This window comes from Dolichospermum sp. UHCC 0352 (assembly GCF_009711925.1).
GTDB classification, from domain to species: domain Bacteria; phylum Cyanobacteriota; class Cyanobacteriia; order Cyanobacteriales; family Nostocaceae; genus Dolichospermum; species Dolichospermum lemmermannii.
Genome location: NZ_VIKY01000073.1, coordinates 16040 through 36789, shown reverse-complemented (window position 1 = coordinate 36789; position 20750 = coordinate 16040). Strand labels below are relative to the sequence as shown.

The window sequence follows — 20750 nt, the reverse complement described above, 5'->3', positions numbered from 1 at the left end:
TACGGAATACCACTTTTCAAACATCCTCTTAACGGGGATTGACTGCGATAGCGTAAGCGCTGACTTGTCAGTTCGCTAATATTGGGTTAATGCGATAGCGAAGCGCGACCTAGGAATCGCTCAAAATCCATTGTCTTGTGCTTCCTTAACTGTGATTAATTGCGATAGCGTAAGCGCTGACTTGTCAGTTCACTAATGTTGGGTTAGTGCGATAGCGAAGCGCTCCGTAGGAATCGCTCAAAATCCATTGTCTTGTACTTCTTTAACTGGATTAACTGCGATCGCTCTTGAGGCTTATTGAACTCTCACATATCAATTTAGGATTGCTATACTAGCTTTTTGGAGATGTCTATTGTTCCATTGGGAGTTTTATAGAAAATTCCGTTTAATACACTAAATATGGATGTTATACGGAAAAATTATGTATTACAATACAATAGCGACATGAAAAAGAAGTGTGAAAGGTAGTTGAGCATTCATTTCATTACCCGCTAGTTATACTTGGAAAATCATACTTAGCCTGAGTCATATGGAAAACCTTGAAGAAAAAATAGCCTTGCTCGAACAAGCAGTTTCAGATGAGAGAAGAAGACTTTCGTCAGATAGGCTCGACATTTCTTTTGGAGAGTTGATCAACCTATACAAAAATGATGAATTAATAATTAGACCAGAGTATCAAAGGTTGTTTCGATGGTCAGAAACACAAAAAACTGCACTTATAGAATCCATTCTACTCTCGATTCCAATTCCTCCAATATTCGTAGCTGAAGATAAAAATGGTGTATGGGAGTTAGTTGATGGATTGCAACGTGTTTCTACTTTTATAAGTTTCTTTGGTGAGCTAAAAGGTGATGGATGGGAAATCAATCATCCAGAAGAGGATGTTAACTCATCAGTGGAAGAGAGAGAAGAAATTGAAGAAGAAAACGGGGAAGAAACTGAAGAGGGAAAAACTATAAATAAATGGATTTTGCAAGAAGGAGGATTAGTTAACAGCTTACAAGGTTTTAATGTTGATACTCTTCCAACTAATTTAAAAATAAATCTAAAAAGGGCTGTTTGTAGAGTCGAAATTTTGAGAGGGGAAAGCAGCACTTCTATGAAATATGAGTTGTTCAAACGACTCAACTCTGGAGGTTCAAAATTAACTCCACAGGAAATAAGAAATGCAATTTATCGAGGAGTAGATCCTCGGCTTAATGAGCTTTTACTAAAAATTAGTCAAAACGAGGTTTTCAAAACACTTACCCAATTAAGTCGTGGCAAACTTAATGAATTATATGATCAAGAACTAGTTCTTAGGTTTTTCGCTTTCTATCAAAATGCTGAAAACGTAAATGAAAACATGGAGAAATTCTTAAATAAATTTATGGAGGAAACCGTCAAAAATGCTGATTTTGACTACAATAATTATGAATTTCTTATCATAAGAGTCTTAGAATTAATTAACCAAATAGGAGATAATAAGATATTCAGAAACGAGGGTAACTTATTTGTTCCAGCTTATTTTGAAGGTATATTAATCGGAGTTGCTCAAAATATTGATAAATATGCTGTAGACATTGAACTTTTAAAATCAAAAATAAGAGAATTAAAAAATGATCAAGATTTCAAGAGATATTCTGGTAGTAGTTCTAATAGCAGAAGCCGGATTAGAACTCGTCTTAAAAGAGCAGATGAGATTTTTCAATAAACTTAGCAATCAATTATGGATGATTTTGATATAGCATTGCAAGAAATTATTGAGGAGCGAGTATCTGTTCTTTTTGAAATTGAGAGAGCAATTTTCACGAAAAGATACTCTTTATCTTCAAGACATAAAGATATTTTCTCAACCCAATCAATAGCGATGATTTATTCAGTATGGGAAAGTTTTATCCAAAAATCTTTCAACCTCTATATTGATGAAATTAATAACTTAGGGATAGATTTCTATGATTTTTGCGATGAAATAGTTATTCACCACATGGAAAACGATTTCAAACAGTTCAAGGAGTATCCCGAAAAAGATAATAGAAAGGTACAGTTTTTTGTCTCACTTAAGAATTTTCATGCTATTAGTAGCTGCTCTATTTCAAGAGTTGTTAATACTGAGAGTAATGTTGGCTTCAATGTCTTGAACAAACTGCTCAAAAGTTTTGCACTTGAAAAGTTTCCAGAACATTGGAAAGATTACAAATATCCAAATCCTAATTTAAAAGACTCCTTAGATTTATTCCTAAGATTACGCAATTCTGTAGCTCATGGAGGTGATTTAGTTTCAGAGGATAGGATTGATCAGACAGTCTATACCAGATTCAAGAAATTGCTGACAGATTTAATGTACGAAATCCGATTGAAGATGTTGTACGGTCTTGAACATCAAACATTCTTAAAGTTACGGCAAAATAGTTTAACAAATGACTAGTAATCTTTTTAAATTAAAAGAGTTCCTTTCCATATTTCTAGTGCGATCGCGCGATCCCTGCTGCAAGCAATTCGCTCAATATCCATTTTCTTATGTTTCCTTAACTACTATTAACTGCGATAGCGTAAGCGCTGACTTGTCAGTTCGCTGATATTGGGGAAATGCGATAGCGAAGCGCTCCGTAGGAATCGCTCAATATCCAAATAAATCAATACTTATATACTCAAGACAAGCTGTAAATATTCTAACTTTTATACTAAAAATTACGTATTTATATTGAGAAAAAACCGGGTTTATATTTCAATAAAAAGAAAAAATTATACTTAACTATTTGCCTTTAACTTCCTGAACAGCGATTAAGGGAAAAATTAGGTAACGTCTGAAAACACCAAATAACTAAAATAAATGGACTTATGATATGGATGGGGTGGATTTATGGCCTCATTTAAGGAAAAACCAGGGAATAATTAAATCTAATCTGAATAATCCTGACTATATAAGCAATTCCCTAATTTATTGCCATATAACTGCTGTGCGGCCATTGTCCACCTAATAAAGCGTAGATTTCTACAGGCTTACTGGAAATTGTAATGCCGATTTCATAGGATTTACCTGTGAAGGCAGCAAAACGCCGACAAGCCTCATCATAAAAATGACTACGGCGATAATTTTTATTAGTTAAATCAATGGCAAATAAGCCATAAAAGTAGCGGGGAATACTTTGGATTGTTTCAACAATTTGACCTAAGTTTCTCGCTAAAATTGCATTTCTAGGAACTTCTGTTCCCCAAGCTGTATCCAACGCCCAAGAAGCAGAACTGAGGTGAGAACCGCCACAAATTCCACAAATTCTAGGAGTAACAATTAAGCCGGCTTGAGGGTCTTTTCCGCGTAAAATTATTTCAAAGCCGCGAAAAAGTTCAGCGTGAGTCCAAGCGTTTGTGACATATCCATTTTCGATTTCGACACGCACATCTAAATCACCCTCGACTCTACCGACAGGTGAAATATCTAAGGTTTGAATTGGCATATTTGTCCTTTGTTAGTTGTCATTAGAATTTTTGTTTCGCGCAAAGACGCAAAGGGGCAAAGGCGCAAAGAATATAATTGTGGCAATAATTCTCTTAACCACTGACTAATGACTAAGTGGGTGAACACAATAGAACCAATCTGTGTAAAGAAAAGTAAAATCCCCCAAACCCTCTTCACTATTGCCTATTGCCTCTTACCTTGCCATAAGGACGATTTTCAATGCTAACCTACTTACTGACCAATGACTAAACTGTAAAAAAGTCTTCGTCTGCCCATTTTGGGGCTGTGTTTTTGGCAACAACGGTGAGGACGGCGTAATCTTTGTGGTTGACTCCAGGGGGTATTTCTTTGGGTACTCCCATGACGGTTTGGGTTTTAAAGACTGTTCCGGGTTTGAGGTCGAAAAAGGGAAATTCGGGTTCTGTGCAGCCTAAACAGGGCATTCCGGCGCGGGTTTTGGAGGAGACGCGATTCCAGAGAATGCGGTTACAGGAGGCATGAGTCATGGGACCACGACAACCTAAGTCGTAAAATAGACAACCTTTGCGTTGTCCAAATTCGGTGGTTGTGGCTTTGTATGCAAAGTGAATGTTGCGGGTACAACCGGTTTCGGCGTAGGTGTTGAAGAAGGTTTGGGGACGGTGCAGTTCATCAAGAACTATATCATCAATTCGTCCAGTGGCGATCGCTACTAATATCTGCGTTATCCAGTCGGGGTGTGCGGGACAACCAGGAATATTAATTATCGGTAAGCCGGCTTGACTGACAAAATCTTTACCTAAAAAACCGCCTTCTTCCCGTTTGAGAAATTGCAGTCCTTTGGAGTCGCTGGGGTTGGGTGACATAGCGGGAATTCCTCCCCAACTTGCACAGTCTCCCACAGCCACAATAAATTTCGCAACTTTGGCTAAATCGTTTAACCAATCTTTCATGGGACGGTCGGCAAATCGGTTCCATTCTCCTGTACCATTAGGGGCGTTAACTACGCTACCTTCAAATACCAAAATATCTACAGGAATTTTACCAGAAATACAGTCCCATAAAAGGGTTTTGACGTTTTCACCTAATTCTACACCCAAGGAAGGATGCCAAAGTATTTTCATCCCAAAATCAGCAATTAAATCACAAGCTGTTGGTTCTTCGGCATTCAGAAACGACATGGTGTCACCCGAACAAGCACCACCTTGTAACCAGAGTACATTAGTCATTAGCTATGTCTTTTTATATATGTTGACAATGCACAATTAAAGAAGTTCTGTAGGGGTATAATTCCCCTTTTGAGAGGATTTACTTGTAGAGAATGACCTATTGATCAATATTTATTATTTTAAATCAAGGTGTTATTTAAAGCAATTAATTTTTTGGAAATAAAAATTAAGAATTAGCATAATTGGATGTTATGGTCGGAAAAGTAGTGAGGGCAAAATCATAGATATCGAAATTAATCAACGGTATCTGATAGTATTTCCCCAACTTTTAAAGTTTTTCCTGCTACTGTTACTTGATCATCATCTCCTAATTTTCGTCCTCTGCGCGTTTCCACTACACCATTAACTTTAACCTCACCATCAACAATCATCCATTTAGCTTGACCTCCGGTAGAGGTGATACCGGAAAACTTTAAAAACTGGTCGAGTTTAATCATTTGCTTTTACCCACTACTTAAAAAGTATTATTTATAGCAATATATCAGAATTTAGGATTTTGGCAACAATTTAAATTCTTGCAAAGCCGGTAAGAAGTTTTTATTTTCATGGCTAGGACGACTCAGTTTAATCAAGGCAAAACGCTGTAAACTAGTTAAGCTTGCCCATGCCTCAGTTGTGATAATCACACCTATTTCCTGGGCTTTTGCGTGAATACTGCTGGGAATAGCGGTATTATCCATCCATGCTGGATGAGTTTCAATGGGTAATTCGGCTACTGGTTTACCAGTGAGTTGCAATACCAACTCTTGAATATAATGTCTGTAATCATGAATTTGACCATCTGTATCGCAAGGTAATATCGCTAAATTTTGACGTGATTCTTGATTCATCTGATTCCATTCTGCTAATTTTAGCTTAATACCGCAAGTGTCTAATTTATAGCGCACTTGCATAGGAATACAACGCCAGGAATCAACAAAATCTGCTTCAAATTCAAAAAAAATTGTCATAAAATTGATAATATTTATAAATTATAGATTTATATAATTATTGTAACCGATTTATGAGAAAATACAGTTAATTTTTATTAAATAGAATCCAAATATTATGAATATTGATTTAAAGCGTGATGTTACTACTATTGTTTTAGCAGGTGGTAAAAGCACTCGCATGGGTAGAGATAAAGCCTTAATTCCTATTCGAGGTGTACCCATGTTGCAATTAATTTGTACTATTGCTGAAGCTTGCACTGATAAAGTTTATATAGTAACTCCCTGGCCAGAACGTTATCAAGAATTACTCACATCTAAAAGTCAATTTATTCGAGAAGTTCCTTTATCTGGGGAAACTGGAAATGAACCCCGCACCCATGGACCCCTTGTAGGTTTTATGCAAGGTTTAGCAGCAGTAGAAACAAATTGGGTACTTTTATTGGCTTGTGATTTACCAAATTTGCGGCTAGAAATATTACAAGATTGGATATCTAAATTAGATACAATTCCCGAAAATAAAATGGCGGCTTTGGTCCAAAATAATCAAATCTGGCAACCTTTATGTGGTTTTTATCGCCGTCGTTGTTTACCGGAATTAAGTCAGTATGTTGAACAAGGTGGACGTTCTTTTCAACAGTGGTTAAAATCTTATTCTGTAGAAGTATTACCTTTGGAAGATTCACAAATGTTATTTAATTTTAACAAGAATATCCCCGAATAATAAAGCACCACTGCCTAGTACACTGGCAACAGTGAGTCCGGTTAAAAGGGCAATTTTCTGCAAATTCATAATAATACTCTGAAAAACAAGGTAAATTTGAGAGCAGCAAGCTTGAATGAAAGCTACAGTCAAAAAAAATTATTATTGAAAATAGTAACATTATATAGTAGGATTGGTCAAGTAATTTTACTGCATGGCTATAGTCTATTACCTTTATGTAATCTCCTTGATTATACTCAAGATGGCTGAATCCTTGGCTTCTATACAGGTAGGAATTTAGCAATGCTAAACCCCTACACATCTGGATTTTTCGTAATCTTGTAAAAATTCAAATCTCAGCCGTCATAAGGATAAATTCCAGTAAATTGCAGGTAAATGAGGTACAAATCTTAATCACAAAGCCTTGCACTTAGAGGGCTTTACCGCTGATAGCTGCTGTAATTATAAACTTTGCATTGAAAAGGAAGACTAGCATCAATGAATTTTAGAGGTATCAAAAAAGGTATTAATTACTTTATTTTCTCTTCTGTCAAGAACTTCAGGGCATTTTTCGGTCGAGTTAACTGGGAAGGTCTTTTATCAAATACTAGTGACTTGACTGGTCTATTACCGATTATTGGCTATGGAATTGTGATGATGTCATTCATAGATTTTATCTATGTGATTGTCCCACCTCAACTCCAAAACCCTGAATGGGAACTCAATGCCATTAGTCTCTTCACTGAGCATAGTTGGATTTTTTTGATTGGCTTAGGGTTTATTTTTACTCGTTACTTTCGTGAAAATAAAAATGATATCCGCTTCCTAGAAATTGTTTTTTTGAGATTTATCCGCTGGGTGATTCTGCTCATGGGAATCGCCTTTTTTGCCTTAATTCCCCTGACTTTATTAGATACGCAACGAGTCCTAAAAGTGGTCAATGATCAAATCACCCAACAGAAAAATAACAGTGTTGAACAAATAACCCAAATCGAAAAGCGTCTTGCTTCAGAGGTTAGCGCAGAACAGATCAAGCTGTTCGCTAAAAATATCAACATGAGTCCAGATGACTTAAATTTACCAACTCCTCAGCTTAAAAATACAATTCAAAAAAACTTAGCCAGTGCAAAAAAGAGAGTCTCCCAAGAAGCAGCCAAAAACCAGCAAGAGCAGTGGAAGAATAGATGGAAAAGTAGCTTGAGAACAGTTATTGCTCTCCTAATTATTGGTGTTACCTTTGTGATTGTTTGGCTTCAAATAGGACGGGCTTGTATTTAGAATGTTGAAAACGATATTAGCAATGACAGGTAAAATGGAAAAGTTTAGGGAAGTTAATTTTCTGAATTATACTTTCCTCATTCTATTTATTTTTGGGTTAGTAACTTCAACTCACCTAACACTCCACTGGCGAGTTGAACAAAATCTTAATGACTCGTTTTTCCAACTATTGTTATATGCAAGTGTCATATTCCACATTTACGAGAGACGGAATAACCTTGTTTTTGCGAGCCAGTTTCCTGCTAATTTTGTTGGTTGTTGTTTAATTATTATTCCCTACATCAATGCGAAATTTTCAGTTCAAGAAATCTCTATTTTTTGGTACTGTCTCCCTTTGGTTAGTGCTATTGGGTTGGCTTTATTAGCATCAGGATTTCCAGGAATTAAACAATTTAAGCGAGAATTAGCAGTAATTGCGATATTTCCCTTAATTTTCGTCTTTGTCAAATTATTGGGAATGCTGATTCGGATTACGGTAATCTCCGCCAAACTTACTTCTTATCTTTTATGGTACTTGGGCTTTAATTCCGCTACTCAAGGCTCTCTTGTTTCTGTTAATAATGGGGTAATTGATATTTTATCAGAATGCACGGCGATACCACTTCTAATCATCCTATTAAAATTTTCTTTCGTGCTGGCCATTCTTTTTCCCTCTTATCTGAAAAATATTTATTTGCCTTTTATTCTTTCAGTGCTTATTAGTGTTATTTTGTCCGTGATCCGATTGGTTGTTATAGCGCTAGTGGTGACAGATAAACCTGCATTTAGTTATTGGCATGGTTCTCAAGGTGGTGATATTTTTGCTTTACTTTCGTTCCTATCCTTTGGGGCGGTGATTCTTTTCCTATCACCCAGTCAAATTCCATCGTCACTGACAAAAGCCCCCCCTCAAAAGTCTCAGCCAGTATCCTGGTTAATTGTACTAACAGGTATCGGTTTGATCATCATTTTATTTAATTTTTGTATCCATCCCAACGCGGGCTTGAGTCAAACCGCCGTCTATCGTTTTCCGTCACAAATTCCTCTCCCTGGTTGGCAATTCACGGCTAGTGAACCTCTATCTTTATCGTCAAAGCAACTAGCCCAGGAGAATAATCGTCCTCTACTAAACACAGATATCGAAACCGATAAGACGAAGGATATCTTGTCAGGACAAATTTATCATTACCAAAAAGCCGGTCAGGGCTTAACTGCTAACTTTTACTATGTCCCTTCTAGCTTAGGTGATGTCAAGGACTACTATCAGCAATTTAGTTATCTACCTAATTTACCTAAGCTGATAAAGCCCGTTGAAAAAGTGAACCTCAAAGGTGATCATTTAGAGTTTTTTGATCAACAAAACCGCTATTTGACAGCCTGCATTAATTCTCTGGGAAAAAGTACAGTGACAGTATCTCAATTCGCTGCCCATTTTTATCGTCCTTACCTAAATCCCTCTCAATGGTTGAATCTATTTAACGGTAAACAAACTCTCCGTGACCGTCGCTGTATCTGGGGGCAACTTTCGTTAACTAAGGCTGATACTAGTGATGTTGAATTAGAAACTGCTTGGCAGGCTTTATTATCTTATTGGCAGGATAATTTTCCTAAGTTGAAACTCTAGTAATTAGACATCTCCAAAAATTAAATATGCGTGACCTGTAGAGACGTTCCATGGAACGTCTCTACAATCTTTACGGGAGATGTCTATTACCCATATATGAGTGGGTTTTTTATTCTGGTTTTAATTTTATGCCAATTTTGACAACTGTTAGATAAATCACGAAGTTGAGGATAGAAAGGAAACTCCTTTTATTGGTAAATTCACTCTAGATTTTTATAACCCAATTGTTTTATATTGGAGAGTATTAATGTTATTGCCTTCTCATGTAGTTCACCTCCAAATGAGAGCGTAGCCTGGCGTAAGCCGTATTCACAAGTCTAATAGCCAAATTAGCTCGCCTCCGAATTCATTCGGAGTCTCATAGCGAAAGTTGTCTAAAGACGACTAAAAGAAAATTCTAGTCCGTTTTAACGGAATTTAGTTATTAGCCCTGATAGCGAAGCGTGGCGTAAGCCATACTAAAGTTCAGGGTGGGGGGTTATATCTAGAACGAAATTGGGGAATCTGTATCAACTCGAAAACTGCGTAAATCGGCTTAGTTAATAACCCTAATATATGGGTGATCATAACTCCATTCCCCAGGCAAATTTATGACTTCTAGTATTACAGATTCATTTGTGAAAGCTGCTATTGCGTCCATATCTTCAGAGTCAGCAACAACAGCCGAAAAAATCCAAATGCTGATAGAAATAGCACAAGGTTTTCAGAAAAAGCCGAAAACAGCCCAAGATTTACACAATGCAATTGGGCTATTTGACCGCGCTTATCAAATGTGTGGGGATGACTATGTTTTACTGAAAGCACGGGCTAAGGTGGGCATGGCAGGGTCATTACAGATGATTCCTGATGGGGGTTCTCAATTTTTGCAACAAGCACGGGCAGATTATCAGGAAGCTTTGCCGATTTTACAACAATTGGCAACGGCGGAGGAAGTAGCCGCAGTGCAGATGAATTTGGGGTTAGTTTTCCAATCTTTAGTTCCCTATAATTTAGCCCAGATAACTGAGAGTATTCATGCTTATCATGAGGCTTTGCGGGTGTTTACTTGGGAAGATTACCCCCAGGAATATGCGATTTTACATAATAACATAGCGATCGCTTATCTTTCCATGCCCATGTCGTCGGCACAGGAATCTTTGCGTCAAGGTTTAGCGGTTCAGTCTTTTGAAATTGCCCTCAAGCATATTAACTTAATTGACCATCCTAGAGAATATGCAATGTTGCAAAATAATTTAGGAAATGCTTTACAATATTTAGTAAGTTCTCATCCTATCGAAAATAATTTACGGGCTGTTTTAGCTTACAATGAAGCTTTAAAAGTGCGTAATTTGCAAGATACACCGTTAGAATATGCCAATACAATTTCTAACAAAGCTAACCTTCTCTTCAACTTACCTGACGACCCCGAAAAACCAGAATTAGGGAATCCCCAAAATCTCTTAAAAGCAGAAGAATACTATCAAGAAGCTTGGCGAATATTTACAGAACATCAGCAATTAGAACAAGCCGAAATAGTAGCCAAAGCCCTCCAAGATTTAACTGCGGAAATTCAAGCATTCTCATTAAATTAAACCCTAAATAGGAGAATATCTATGTTTGAATTAGTAAATGATCCAGTATTTCTCAAATTTCTGCATAGTTTAAATACAGAATTAAATCTCACTACAGGATTTACTTGGTTAATCATTGCTGTGATTTTATCAATGATTGGTGGTGCAATTGGTGGAATTATCCTTGCGGGTAAAGATATCGGATACCAATTTGCAGCCATAATTGGTAGTTTATTTGCACCAGCAGGGGTAATTCCTGCGGTAATTTTAGGGTTATTTGTCCTGAATTTATTAGCCAATCATTAGGAGCATATATGTTAGCATTAACTTGGTTTTCTATGCAGTTATTTTTCAAGGGTAAACTATTCCGTGACCCTATATATTTTCTGCGTCAAATTATTATTGCTAGTGGTATTGGTACGGTTATATTAGTATTATTAGCACAAGCCTCAATTCCTCTTTGTATTCCCGTTACTGTGGCTAGTTTGACTACGGGTGCAATTATGCCTTTTTTGTTGCAAGATTTTAGAATGAAATGAATGAAGAAACTAACCACAGAGGACACAGAGGACACGGAGGAATAAGAGTTTGAGAGGTTCATAAATGTGGAGATGTTTTATTAAATGTCTCTACAAGTTTTGCGGCATAGATTTTTTGGGTTTTTAATATTTATCTCACTAAAAAATGATAGTTTATTAAAGAATTCGGGGACTATTACTAAATGTAATCTTTTACTACAATTTGATAAATCTTAAAAAATATGTGCTATCCTCAAAGGAAAATTATTTATTAATATTCCAGGGATTATGTCTGATTTCAATAACTATATCCAAGACTTGCAAGAAAATAGCCAACGCGGTGGAGAACGTAGTCATTACCCCAGTCTAAAACGTCTAATTGAGGATTTAATGATTGGTATTAATGCCAGAATTGAAGAGAAAGGTAATCAAGCAGGAATCCCTGATTTAACTATTAGAAAAAATGATCGAATTTTGGGATATATAGAAGCTAAAGATATTCATATTGATTTAGGTAAAATCCAAAAAACTGCACAAATCAAACGTTATTTAGAATCCAATATTGGTTACAATTTGATTTTAACTAATTATCTAGAATTTCATTGGTATGTAGACGGAGAATGTGAAAAAACTGCTAAATTAGCTAATTTAGAACAAGGTGAAATTATTCTGGTTAATGATTTACAACCTATTACAGAATTACTCCAATCATTTCTGAATCAAAAAGCCAAAGATATTAATAACTATTATGATTTGGCTAAAGAAATGGCAGCTTATACTAAAACCATTAGAAACGCAATTCAATCATCTTTAGAAATAGAAACAACTACAGAAGAATTAAATCAATTAAAATCAACATTTAAGAAATTACTACTTTTAGATATAGATAATGATAAATTTGCAGATATGTATGCCCAAACTATTGCTTATGGGCTATTTACTGCGAAAATTGGTCATGCACAAAACCCTGGACAATTTGCATTTAATCGCACAACCGCAAGTATTTATATTACTGATAGAATCCCTTTTTTGAAAGGGTTATTTGATTTGGTTTTAGGAACTGATAGCGTTAGTAAAATTCACAAATCAATCGAAAATTTAATAGACTTATTTAACACAATAGACATGACCAATATTTTAGAAAATTTTGGTCAGGAAACCCGCACGGAAGACCCAGTTATTCACTTTTATGAAACATTTTTAGCTGCTTATGAATCTTCATTAAGGAAAAGTAGAGGAGTTTATTATACTCCTGAACCTGTAGTTAATTTTATTGTTCGTTCTGTTGATGATATTTTAGATAAAGTCTTTGATTTAGAATATGGTTTAGGAAATCGCAAAGTCACAATTCTTGACCCCGCAACTGGAACAGGAACATTTTTATATGCAGTTATTAAACAAATTCGTGATAATGTTGCTAAATTTGATATCCGTCAATGGAATAATTTTTTAAGAGGTGCAAGACTTTTAAACCGTCTATTTGGATTTGAATTATTAATGACTCCTTATACTATCGCGCATTTAAAATTAGGTTTATTATTAGGAGATTTAGGTTATAAATTTGTACCAGAAGAAAGATTAAAAGTTTATTTAACCAATGCGTTAGAAGCAGGAATCAAAGAAGGTGATTTAATTCCTGGTATTACTCAAATTATTGCGGAAGAATCCAGTCAAGCAGGAAAAGTAAAAACGGAAATTCCCGTAATGGTGGTATTAGGAAATCCTCCTTATTCTGTCAGTTCTCAAAATGCTAGTAAACGCAAAAGAGTTTTAAATCAAGATGAAAGATATTTAGCAGATGTTGAATATACTGGTTCAGCTTGGAATCGGATTTATAAAACAGGAAAAGCGGGGAAAACCATTACGGAATTAACCCATATTGGGGAACTTTTAGAATTATATAAAGGTAGAGTCAGATTAGAAAAAGAAAAGAATATTCAACCTTTAGATGATGATTATATTAAATTTATTCGTTTTGCTCAATATCAAATTCAAAAAACACCTAAAGGCTATGGTATCATTGGTTTTATTACTAATCATTCCTATCTCAATGGTTTAATTCATCGAGGTATGAGGGAAGAACTATTAAGGTATTTTGATACTTTATATATCATGGATTTACATGGTAATTCTTTATTAAAAGAAACCACTCCAGAGGGAAATGTTGATCAAAATGTTTTTGATATTCAACAAGGTGTAGCGATTTTAATTGCTGTGCGCGAAAAAAGCGAACCTGATTATTTTTCTACGGCTTATAAATCCAGAGATGGAATGAAGGAAATGGCTAAGGTGTTATATTATGATCTGTGGGGAAGTCGTGAGGATAAATATAAGTTTTTAGAATCTGCAAGTTTAGATAATGTTAATTGGATAGAGTTACAACCAACTGAACCTAATTACTTTTTTGCACCGAAAGATTTTGAAATAATCCAAGAGTATAATAAGTTAATCCCAATAACAGATATATTTTTATTGTCTAAAAATGGTATTCAATCAGGACATGATTATTTTGCTATAGCTTACGACAAAAAAGAATTAGAAAAAAGAGTTCAAGACTTTTATTCATCATCAATTACTAATAATGAAATTCAAACCTATTATGAATTAACAGATAAAGCAGGTTGGACATTAAATGCAGAAAGAAAAACTGCTTTTATTGAAAGATATAATTCTGATTTACTTAAACCATATTGTTATAGATTATTTGATAACAGATGGATTTATTTTAGTAAGAGGATTCTCAAAAGACCTGTTAAAGAAGTAATGCAACATTTAATTCATCCTAACTTAGCATTAATTTGTTGCAGACAACAAGCAGAAATGGGATTTAGACACATATTTGTAACTAATTTTCTGGGAGACTGTAATGCAATATCATTAAGTTCAAGAGAATTTAACTATTACTTTCCTCTCTACACATACCCAAATACAGAAAATGATCAAACAAATCTTTTTCTGGAAAAAACTCCCAACCTATCACCAAAATTCCTAGAAACTATCAAAGAAAAACTCGGTAAAATACCAACTCCAGAAAAAATATTTTACTATGCTTATGCTATATTTCACAGTCCCACCTATCGTACTAGATACGCTGAATTTCTAAAGATAGATTTTCCGCGTCTTCCTTTAACTAGTAATCAAAAACTCTTTCATGAATTAGCTATCAAAGGAGAAGAATTAGTTAATTTACATTTAATGAAATCTGATAAACTCAATAATTTAATTACAACCTATCAAACAATAGGAGATAATCAAGTTACTGAAGTTACCTATAATTCCGAATTACAAAGAGTTTATATCAATAAAGAAAGCTATTTTACCAATATTCCTCCACATATTTGGGAATTTAAAATAGGAGGATATCAAGTATTAGATAAATGGTTAAAAGACCGAAAAAATGCTAATAGAAAATTATCTATTGAGGAAATTAACCATTATCAAAAAATTGTCATTGCTTTAACAGACACTTTACAACTAATGCAGGAGATTGATAGAATTATTCCAGGTTTCCCCATAGAGTAAAAAAATGTTATAATTAATATGTATTGTCTTGTAAAAACCCAAGCAGTAAAATTACTATAGTCCTTCTATTTGAGGTAAAACTTATGTTACAGCTACAAATTAAATCCGATTCTCCTGACGTTGAAATCGTACAAAACCTGGTTCAGTCAGCCATTGATTCCGAGATTAAAAACTTAAAACGTTCAATAGAAAAAACCAATAAATTACTAATGGAATTTGAAGCAAAATATCAAGTTTCATCAGAGTTTTTTTTCGCCAATTGGACAGCAGAAGACCTTACAGGTGGTGACGAAGAATATGTAAGTTGGGCTGGAGAGATAAAAATTAAAAAAAAATTAACTAATTCTCTACAAAAGTTAGAAGCAATTGAATATGTTATAAATGATTAATATAATTTAATATCAAAAAAATAGAGAATTATAAGTTATTTTATCAAATAAATAAACATCCTGTAAATCCTTAAATCCTATAAATCCTGATATGGCTACGCCACGCTACGCTATCAGACAAAAATTATTAAGGATTTTGTTGGGTTTCCTTGCGTCAACCCAACCTACGAAATGTTTAACTCATTAAATCTTGAAACATGGCGGTACTTAAATAGCGTTCACCAAAGGAAGGTTGAATCATGACTATTAATTTATCCGCATTTTCTGGGCGTTTTCCTACTTCAATAGCAGCAGCTAAAGCCGCACCCGAAGATATTCCTGATAATAAACCTTCTTCTCTGGCTAATCTCCGTCCATAGTCCATTGCTGCTGCGTCCTCAACTTGAATTATTTCATCAATTAAATCTTGACGCAAAACATCAGGAATAAATCCCGCACCAATACCTTGAATTTTGTGAGAACCTGCTTTACCACCTGATAGAATTGGACTATTACTAGGTTCAACTGCAATCACTTGAAAACTGGGTTTGCGTTGTTTAATTACTTCAGCAATACCAGTAATTGTGCCACCAGTTCCGACCCCAGAAATTAAGATATCAACTTCTCCGTCTGTATCTGCCCAAATTTCTTCAGCGGTGGTTTCTCGGTGAATTTTCGGGTTAGCTGGGTTAGCAAATTGTTGTAACATAAAAGCATTGGGAATATTAGCAACAATTTCCTCCGCTTTGTTAATTGCTCCCCGCATTCCTTGAGTACCAGGTGTTAATTCCAAACTCGCACCGTAAGCCCGCAGCATGGCGCGTCTTTCTTGGCTCATGGTTTCCGGCATGGTTAGAATTAACTTGTAGCCCCGCGCGGCTGCTACCATTGCTAAAGCAATACCTGTGTTACCAGATGTTGGTTCGACTAAAATGGTTTTGTCCGGTGAAATTAAACCTTCAGCTTCAGCGGAAAGAATCATACTCACGCCAATTCTGTCTTTCACAGAGGCAGCAGGATTCATACTTTCTAATTTGACAACTATCCTAGCTACGACTCCCTCGGCTTGGGGAATTTTATTCAACTGAATTAATGGAGTTTTGCCAATAAGTTCTGTTACGTCTTTAGCAATTCGCATTTATTAACCTCTAAAATTTATATATTAATCTATTTTGGTTAAGTATTTATCTGATTGAGTTTTGATATCAGCCATAGCCATTTTAGCATCATCTCTGTCTATTGCTATAAGCAAATCTTCCCAATTGTTGAAAATAATAAGATAATACTTTCCTTAGAATATCTTAATTTTGTTTCTGAGTTATTCAAGATATCTTAGGTCTAGCCTTGTCATGAGATCCTGTGATTTGAGTGCAGTTTGTACTTGTGAATCTTCCTTTCAAAATATCTCAAACCAATAGCCCATCTTAGTTTGAGTTTGAGTACAAAATCCCCCGTCCCTTCCCTCAAAAATGCTAGTACCCCACTCAATAAATACTAGCACCTCTACACCAAATATTTTTTTAAATGCTTGCACAGTCAGGATTACAGGCTGTGAGTATTGTCGTAATTATCTTAATAATATTAATTGGCATCCCTTAAAGCTAGGACCTGAAAGGCAACTGATATAAACGATATAGGATTTACGCAGAGATTCCCCTCTACCCCCCGAAGTTCCTAAGATGAAAGTCTGACGAATCAGGGGGGACTTCTTAACTTCTATATCTCTCAAGATTCATCTAAATACTATCTGTATTACTCCATACAGAAAGGACATAATTTTATTTTTGAGGAGATTTTGATCAGCATATTTTGAATAACAAAAAGGTGCAAAAATCAATCTAATAGAAATTTTATTTCTATCTAGGTAATCTATACCTGGCAATGGAGAATAAATATGAAAGTCAAACTTTTAAATGTGCTTACCGTAAGTTTGGTAACTTTAGCATTAATTTCTCCAGGGGTAGTAGTATTTGCTATAGTTTGGGGACAACATAGAGAGTTCGTTAAAACACAGAATTTATCCTGTGAATTGCCGAAAATAAATATAGCATCTCCTCAATTAGTTCCCCAACAAAAAATTATCAATACTCAGCCATCTTTAGTCAAGGTTAAATTATCTAACAATAACTTTCTACATCAATTAAAAATTGCTGCAAGAAAATATAAATTAGCAACAATTTTGCAATGGATATTTTTAATCACACCGATTTGTACTGGTATAGGAATTATTGCTTATGACAGATATCTTGTCTATCGTGCTGCTGTATTAAAAGAACACATTGCCATGTTGGAAAGAATGTGGCAACAAAGCATCGAACAGTAATTTTTCAAGTTAATCATTCACCATAAACTAAATTATCATGACAGACGAACGCCAAACACAGTATTTTAATTTAATTGATGAACTTCTTCAATGTCCTAATGGTCAAGAACCAGAAGTTTTGGAAGCACAACCGGAATTAATTGACTCTGGTTTAGTGCAAGCAATGTTACAAGTAGCCACAATGTTTGCCCATCAAGGTAATCAAGATGGAGCGCAATTTCTATTTTTTGTTGCTAAACAATTAGCAAAGGAATTAGGTTTATACCCTGAAGTTTCTAATCAAGTTGTCACTCAGGAGTAATGATGCTATTGACTTCAACTGATGCTGGAAAAATATCATTAGAATTTCTTTTGGCAGATTGGAATATTGCTGATGATTATAGAGATTGGTTTACAGTGATTAATTCTCGATTAATGGGTGAGAGTTGGTACATTGTAGAATTGGGTGTAGAGGGATTACCTGATAGATGGTTTATGCAGGTTTATGACACAGGAGTTTGTGACCCTAACTATACTTTTATTTCCCCAATTTCTGGTTCAGAGGGATATACCGATTTGAAAAGTCTACCAGATATTATTGCTGATGTTTTAGTAGCAGAACGTAATTCTCGATAAAAACTTGAGATATTTAGATCCCCGACTTCTTAAAGAAGTCGGGGATCTGGTATTTTATTATTAATTTTGTCAGATTTAAATGACAATTATATGTTATACTAAATAGAGTTATGGAAGCTACAGAAGAATCAGTCAAATGATTACTGAAGACATCCTAGCCCAAGAATTTATTAGAGTCGTAAATGACTATTATCCCTCCGTGGGAGAACTTTTAGAAGGCTGCCACGTGAAAGTTATCACTTGCTTTTGGGGACGACCTGCAAAACGGTTTCGATATATAGGAATTTATTGTCGAGAAGACATGATGCCCTGTATTCAAGCCAAAAAAGAAATCCTCAGAGAATTAGCCGAAAATATGGGGTTAATTCAAGTAGTTTGTTTCAATGCTAAACGATTGCTACGTGACCCTATGTCGAAGTTAAAACAGTCTGAACCTCGATTATGGTTGGAGTTGCAATTAATGGCAGCCTAATCTGATATTTGGTCAACAATGAAAACAGGACTTTTCTGCAATTACGAAAATCATCACCTAGATGCTAGACGCACTATTTTTGAGCAAGTTTTATTGGTCAAAGAGGCTGAAACTTTAGGTTTTGAAGAAGCTTGGGTAACAGAACATCATTTTAATGAGTTCAATCTCAGTTCTTCAATTTTGCTGTTATTGGCACATTTGGCAGGTGTGACTTCGCAAATTCGTCTAGGAACTGCCGCTGTATTATTGCCATTTCATCAGCCAATTCGCGTGGCTGAAGATATTGCTACGTTGGACAATCTTTGTAGTGGTAGGCTGGCTTTTGGGGTAGCTAAAGGTGGTCCATTTCCGCAGCAAAATAAACATTTTGGGGTGACAACTCAGGAATCTCGCACCAGAATGTTAGAGTCAGTAGCATTGATTCAAAAGCTTTTATATGAGACTAACGTATCATTTAATGGCCAATATTATCAATGCGAAAATCTCACAATTCATCCCCAACCATTGCAAAAACCAATTCCTATATATGTTGCTAGTGGTGATCATGATGCAATTGAATTTGCTGCTAAAAATTCCTTTGGAATCATGGGTGGTCCACCTTTTTCTTTAGAAAGACTCAAGAAGACAGTCAATAAATATCGGGAATTTAATTCCAGTGGTGCTGATAAGTTCCTGTTAGCGCGGTTCTTTTTTGTGGGTAAAACTCATGATGAAGCGGTAAATGAAGCATTGCCTTTTATTCGCCATTTCAGCAAAGAAATGACAGCTAACTCGACTCAAGTAATGCAGAAAAGTCCTCAACAACCAGCATTTGATCGGACAAATATCTGTTTTGATGAAGACTATTTGATCGAGAATTCAATTATCGGTGATGTCAACGGTTGTCGTGACAAAATCAAGAAATTTCAGGACGAATTAGATCTCAGCACATTAGCGTTAAAACCCTCATCTTTTTCTTTGCAAAAAAATCGAGAAAGTTTGCAACGCTACAATCAAGAGGTGCGGAATTATGTCTAAACTTTCTTTGCTTCCTCCCGATGATTTACCTCCTACAAAGGTAACAAAAGAGGATGGAATACTGCATTTGGAGTTGGAGCAATCTATTGGTAGATGCTTCTTCTATGCGTGCGATCGCATTACCCAAGTATTACTATCTAATTGTCAATGGTACATGACTACAAATAATACTACTTTGATGTTAATTGTAGACTGTCCCGATATAGTGGCTTATTGGCATATAGTCAGCAATATTCCCCAATTGGGAAATAGACTGGAAAGATTTACTAAAAATGCCAAAATTCGCGTTTATCCTCCTTTTGGAAAAGGATCACCTTTTGAAATTGGAGTAACCGAAATTTCAGCCTATCGAGATTGGTTGTAAGTCCTAAATTATATTTTAATCACTAAAATCATCAGATCCCCGACTTCTTAAAAAGGTTGGGGATCTATCTTGTTATAATAAAATAAATACAATAATATAACAGTCATGGTTAGCAACTTTGTCAATAATAAAAAAGAATTATTTGACCGTTGGGCAAATAGTTATGATTGGGCATTTCCTTCTTTTATTTATCAAGCAATCCATAAAAGATTACTTACAAAAGTTGAATTATCACCTCATGCAAATATTTTAGATTTAGGTTGTGGAACAGGCAGATTATTAGATAGATTAGCAAAACAGTTTCCAGAAATTACAGCCACGGGTTTAGATTTGTCTCCCCAAATGTTGCGGATAGCTAGACAAAATAACCGTTATCGTCCCCGATTAATTTATCTTGAAGGTAATGCGGAAAATCTCCCCTTTGCTGAGGGACAATTTGATGCAGTTTTTAATACTATCAGCTTTTTGCATTATCCCCAACCAGAACAGGTTTTAAATGAGGTAGCAAGGATACTTTCTCCTCGTGGTAAGTTCTATTTAGTGGACATTACTTTTAATAACTCATCACCATGTCAAATTACGCCCCATTCTCCCACAGGAATTAGGTTTTATAGTCAGAAACAAAGAGAAGAAATGGGGAATAATGCCTGTTTAAATTGTGTAGGTCATTATGACTTATTAGGATTTGTATTATTAACGGTTTTTCAGAAATAAAGCCAATTTTAGTAGAGTGGGCAATGCCCACCCTACAAAACAATGAAAAATAAATATGAATTAAGCATTTTCTATTCTCTCTGTGTCCTCTGTGCCTCTGTGGTATGGCTAACGCCACGCTTCGCTA

21 protein-coding genes and 1 pseudogene are annotated in these 20750 nt (G+C 35.3%); 17 read left to right on the top strand and 5 right to left on the bottom strand.

The genetic code is table 11. From position 1 onward, the window contains the following. Positions 1 to 529: 529 nt before the first annotated feature. Positions 530 to 1693 carry a DUF262 domain-containing protein gene (locus tag FJR06_RS05100; protein ID WP_168650996.1) on the top strand — a complete coding sequence of 388 codons (1164 nt, stop codon included), beginning with the start codon at positions 530 to 532 and terminating at the stop codon, positions 1691 to 1693. Positions 1694 to 1708: 15 nt separating this feature from the next. After that, entirely contained in the window at positions 1709 to 2407 is a 699-nt protein-coding gene (locus FJR06_RS05095) for an MAE_28990/MAE_18760 family HEPN-like nuclease (RefSeq protein WP_168650994.1), read from the top strand. 520 nt (positions 2408 to 2927) lie between these two features. Here the strand turns inward: FJR06_RS05095 and FJR06_RS05090 are convergent. The 4 genes and pseudogenes from FJR06_RS05090 to FJR06_RS05075 form a co-directional block, all read right to left on the bottom strand. Continuing rightward, positions 2928 to 3437, bottom strand: a pseudogene (locus tag FJR06_RS05090) (nickel-dependent hydrogenase large subunit); the annotation flags it as partial. A gap of 247 nt (positions 3438 to 3684) precedes the next feature. Further along, entirely contained in the window at positions 3685 to 4647 is a 963-nt protein-coding gene (locus tag FJR06_RS05085; protein ID WP_015079375.1) for a hydrogenase small subunit, read from the bottom strand. A gap of 233 nt (positions 4648 to 4880) precedes the next feature. After that, the gene (locus FJR06_RS05080; RefSeq protein WP_015079376.1) at positions 4881 to 5084 is read right to left on the bottom strand and encodes an RNA-binding S4 domain-containing protein; all 204 of its coding nucleotides are present in this window, start codon (positions 5082 to 5084) and stop codon (positions 4881 to 4883) included. 51 nt (positions 5085 to 5135) lie between these two features. Continuing rightward, complete coding sequence (locus tag FJR06_RS05075; protein WP_168650992.1) at positions 5136 to 5597, bottom strand: nitrate reductase associated protein; 462 nt, start codon at positions 5595 to 5597, stop codon at positions 5136 to 5138. A gap of 97 nt (positions 5598 to 5694) precedes the next feature. Here FJR06_RS05075 and FJR06_RS05070 point away from each other — a divergent pair, with 97 nt between their 5' ends. The 8 genes from FJR06_RS05070 to FJR06_RS05035 all read left to right on the top strand — a co-directional run bounded on the left by FJR06_RS05070 (position 5695) and on the right by FJR06_RS05035 (position 15139). Continuing rightward, entirely contained in the window at positions 5695 to 6300 is a 606-nt protein-coding gene (locus tag FJR06_RS05070) for a molybdenum cofactor guanylyltransferase (RefSeq protein WP_015079378.1), read from the top strand. 477 nt (positions 6301 to 6777) lie between these two features. Continuing rightward, the gene (locus tag FJR06_RS05065) at positions 6778 to 7557 is read left to right on the top strand and encodes an HpsJ family protein (protein ID WP_168650990.1); all 780 of its coding nucleotides are present in this window, start codon (positions 6778 to 6780) and stop codon (positions 7555 to 7557) included. 1 nt (position 7558) lies between these two features. After that, a complete protein-coding gene (locus FJR06_RS05060; protein WP_015079380.1) occupies positions 7559 to 9160 on the top strand; it encodes an archaeosortase/exosortase family protein in 1602 nt (533 codons plus the stop codon). A gap of 590 nt (positions 9161 to 9750) precedes the next feature. Beyond that, positions 9751 to 10731, top strand: a complete 981-nt coding sequence (locus FJR06_RS05055; RefSeq protein WP_015079381.1) for a hypothetical protein — start codon at positions 9751 to 9753, stop codon at positions 10729 to 10731. 21 nt (positions 10732 to 10752) lie between these two features. Then, positions 10753 to 11016: a hypothetical protein gene (locus FJR06_RS05050; RefSeq protein WP_015079382.1), complete on the top strand. Its 264-nt coding sequence runs from the start codon at positions 10753 to 10755 to the stop codon at positions 11014 to 11016. Positions 11017 to 11024: 8 nt separating this feature from the next. After that, on the top strand, positions 11025 to 11249 hold the full coding sequence (locus FJR06_RS05045; RefSeq protein WP_015079383.1) for a hypothetical protein: 225 nt from the start codon (positions 11025 to 11027) through the stop codon (positions 11247 to 11249). Between the two features lie 267 nt (positions 11250 to 11516). Continuing rightward, complete coding sequence (locus FJR06_RS05040) at positions 11517 to 14750, top strand: type ISP restriction/modification enzyme (RefSeq protein ID WP_168650988.1); 3234 nt, start codon at positions 11517 to 11519, stop codon at positions 14748 to 14750. A gap of 83 nt (positions 14751 to 14833) precedes the next feature. Beyond that, entirely contained in the window at positions 14834 to 15139 is a 306-nt protein-coding gene (locus tag FJR06_RS05035) for a hypothetical protein (protein WP_015079385.1), read from the top strand. 175 nt (positions 15140 to 15314) lie between these two features. Here the strand turns inward: FJR06_RS05035 and cysK are convergent, their stop codons facing one another. Beyond that, entirely contained in the window at positions 15315 to 16256 is a 942-nt protein-coding gene (gene cysK / locus FJR06_RS05030) for a cysteine synthase A (RefSeq protein ID WP_168650986.1), read from the bottom strand. Between the two features lie 756 nt (positions 16257 to 17012). On the opposite strand from cysK, the gene FJR06_RS05025 reads away from it, so the two are divergent. From FJR06_RS05025 to FJR06_RS04995, 7 genes are all read left to right on the top strand, one after another. After that, positions 17013 to 17441: a hypothetical protein gene (locus FJR06_RS05025; RefSeq protein ID WP_015079388.1), complete on the top strand. Its 429-nt coding sequence runs from the start codon at positions 17013 to 17015 to the stop codon at positions 17439 to 17441. A 37-nt stretch (positions 17442 to 17478) separates the two neighbouring features. Continuing rightward, positions 17479 to 17742: a hypothetical protein gene (locus FJR06_RS05020; protein WP_015079389.1), complete on the top strand. Its 264-nt coding sequence runs from the start codon at positions 17479 to 17481 to the stop codon at positions 17740 to 17742. 2 nt (positions 17743 to 17744) lie between these two features. Beyond that, complete coding sequence (locus tag FJR06_RS05015) at positions 17745 to 18056, top strand: hypothetical protein (RefSeq protein ID WP_015079390.1); 312 nt, start codon at positions 17745 to 17747, stop codon at positions 18054 to 18056. Between the two features lie 136 nt (positions 18057 to 18192). Further along, positions 18193 to 18528, top strand: a complete 336-nt coding sequence (locus FJR06_RS05010) for a hypothetical protein (protein ID WP_015079391.1) — start codon at positions 18193 to 18195, stop codon at positions 18526 to 18528. An 18-nt stretch (positions 18529 to 18546) separates the two neighbouring features. Beyond that, positions 18547 to 19545, top strand: coding sequence for an LLM class flavin-dependent oxidoreductase (locus tag FJR06_RS05005; RefSeq protein WP_015079392.1), 999 nt, complete (start codon positions 18547 to 18549; stop codon positions 19543 to 19545). Continuing rightward, positions 19538 to 19909, top strand: coding sequence for a hypothetical protein (locus tag FJR06_RS05000; protein WP_015079393.1), 372 nt, complete (start codon positions 19538 to 19540; stop codon positions 19907 to 19909). The genes FJR06_RS05005 and FJR06_RS05000 overlap by 8 nt, the downstream gene beginning before the upstream one ends. Before the next feature lie 105 nt (positions 19910 to 20014). Then, the gene (locus tag FJR06_RS04995; RefSeq protein WP_015079394.1) at positions 20015 to 20623 is read left to right on the top strand and encodes a class I SAM-dependent methyltransferase; all 609 of its coding nucleotides are present in this window, start codon (positions 20015 to 20017) and stop codon (positions 20621 to 20623) included. Positions 20624 to 20750: the final 127 nt, after the last annotated feature.

What these genes read in the sequence shown, in the direction of transcription:
- cysK (WP_168650986.1), bottom strand. Translation starts at nt 16,256, where the DNA reads ATGCGAATTGCTAAAGACGTAACAGAACTTATTGGCAAAACTCCATTA.
- FJR06_RS05005 (WP_015079392.1), top strand. Translation starts at nt 18,547, where the DNA reads ATGAAAACAGGACTTTTCTGCAATTACGAAAATCATCACCTAGATGCT.
- FJR06_RS05045 (WP_015079383.1), top strand. Translation starts at nt 11,025, where the DNA reads ATGTTAGCATTAACTTGGTTTTCTATGCAGTTATTTTTCAAGGGTAAA.
- FJR06_RS05065 (WP_168650990.1), top strand. Translation starts at nt 6,778, where the DNA reads ATGAATTTTAGAGGTATCAAAAAAGGTATTAATTACTTTATTTTCTCT.
- FJR06_RS05010 (WP_015079391.1), top strand. Translation starts at nt 18,193, where the DNA reads ATGATTACTGAAGACATCCTAGCCCAAGAATTTATTAGAGTCGTAAAT.
- FJR06_RS05055 (WP_015079381.1), top strand. Translation starts at nt 9,751, where the DNA reads ATGACTTCTAGTATTACAGATTCATTTGTGAAAGCTGCTATTGCGTCC.
- FJR06_RS05085 (WP_015079375.1), bottom strand. Translation starts at nt 4,647, where the DNA reads ATGACTAATGTACTCTGGTTACAAGGTGGTGCTTGTTCGGGTGACACC.
- FJR06_RS05025 (WP_015079388.1), top strand. Translation starts at nt 17,013, where the DNA reads ATGAAAGTCAAACTTTTAAATGTGCTTACCGTAAGTTTGGTAACTTTA.
- FJR06_RS05050 (WP_015079382.1), top strand. Translation starts at nt 10,753, where the DNA reads ATGTTTGAATTAGTAAATGATCCAGTATTTCTCAAATTTCTGCATAGT.
- FJR06_RS05095 (WP_168650994.1), top strand. Translation starts at nt 1,709, where the DNA reads ATGGATGATTTTGATATAGCATTGCAAGAAATTATTGAGGAGCGAGTA.
- FJR06_RS05060 (WP_015079380.1), top strand. Translation starts at nt 7,559, where the DNA reads ATGTTGAAAACGATATTAGCAATGACAGGTAAAATGGAAAAGTTTAGG.
- FJR06_RS04995 (WP_015079394.1), top strand. Translation starts at nt 20,015, where the DNA reads ATGGTTAGCAACTTTGTCAATAATAAAAAAGAATTATTTGACCGTTGG.
- FJR06_RS05015 (WP_015079390.1), top strand. Translation starts at nt 17,745, where the DNA reads ATGCTATTGACTTCAACTGATGCTGGAAAAATATCATTAGAATTTCTT.
- FJR06_RS05075 (WP_168650992.1), bottom strand. Translation starts at nt 5,597, where the DNA reads ATGACAATTTTTTTTGAATTTGAAGCAGATTTTGTTGATTCCTGGCGT.
- FJR06_RS05035 (WP_015079385.1), top strand. Translation starts at nt 14,834, where the DNA reads ATGTTACAGCTACAAATTAAATCCGATTCTCCTGACGTTGAAATCGTA.
- FJR06_RS05080 (WP_015079376.1), bottom strand. Translation starts at nt 5,084, where the DNA reads ATGATTAAACTCGACCAGTTTTTAAAGTTTTCCGGTATCACCTCTACC.
- FJR06_RS05070 (WP_015079378.1), top strand. Translation starts at nt 5,695, where the DNA reads ATGAATATTGATTTAAAGCGTGATGTTACTACTATTGTTTTAGCAGGT.
- FJR06_RS05100 (WP_168650996.1), top strand. Translation starts at nt 530, where the DNA reads ATGGAAAACCTTGAAGAAAAAATAGCCTTGCTCGAACAAGCAGTTTCA.
- FJR06_RS05000 (WP_015079393.1), top strand. Translation starts at nt 19,538, where the DNA reads ATGTCTAAACTTTCTTTGCTTCCTCCCGATGATTTACCTCCTACAAAG.
- FJR06_RS05020 (WP_015079389.1), top strand. Translation starts at nt 17,479, where the DNA reads ATGACAGACGAACGCCAAACACAGTATTTTAATTTAATTGATGAACTT.
- FJR06_RS05040 (WP_168650988.1), top strand. Translation starts at nt 11,517, where the DNA reads ATGTCTGATTTCAATAACTATATCCAAGACTTGCAAGAAAATAGCCAA.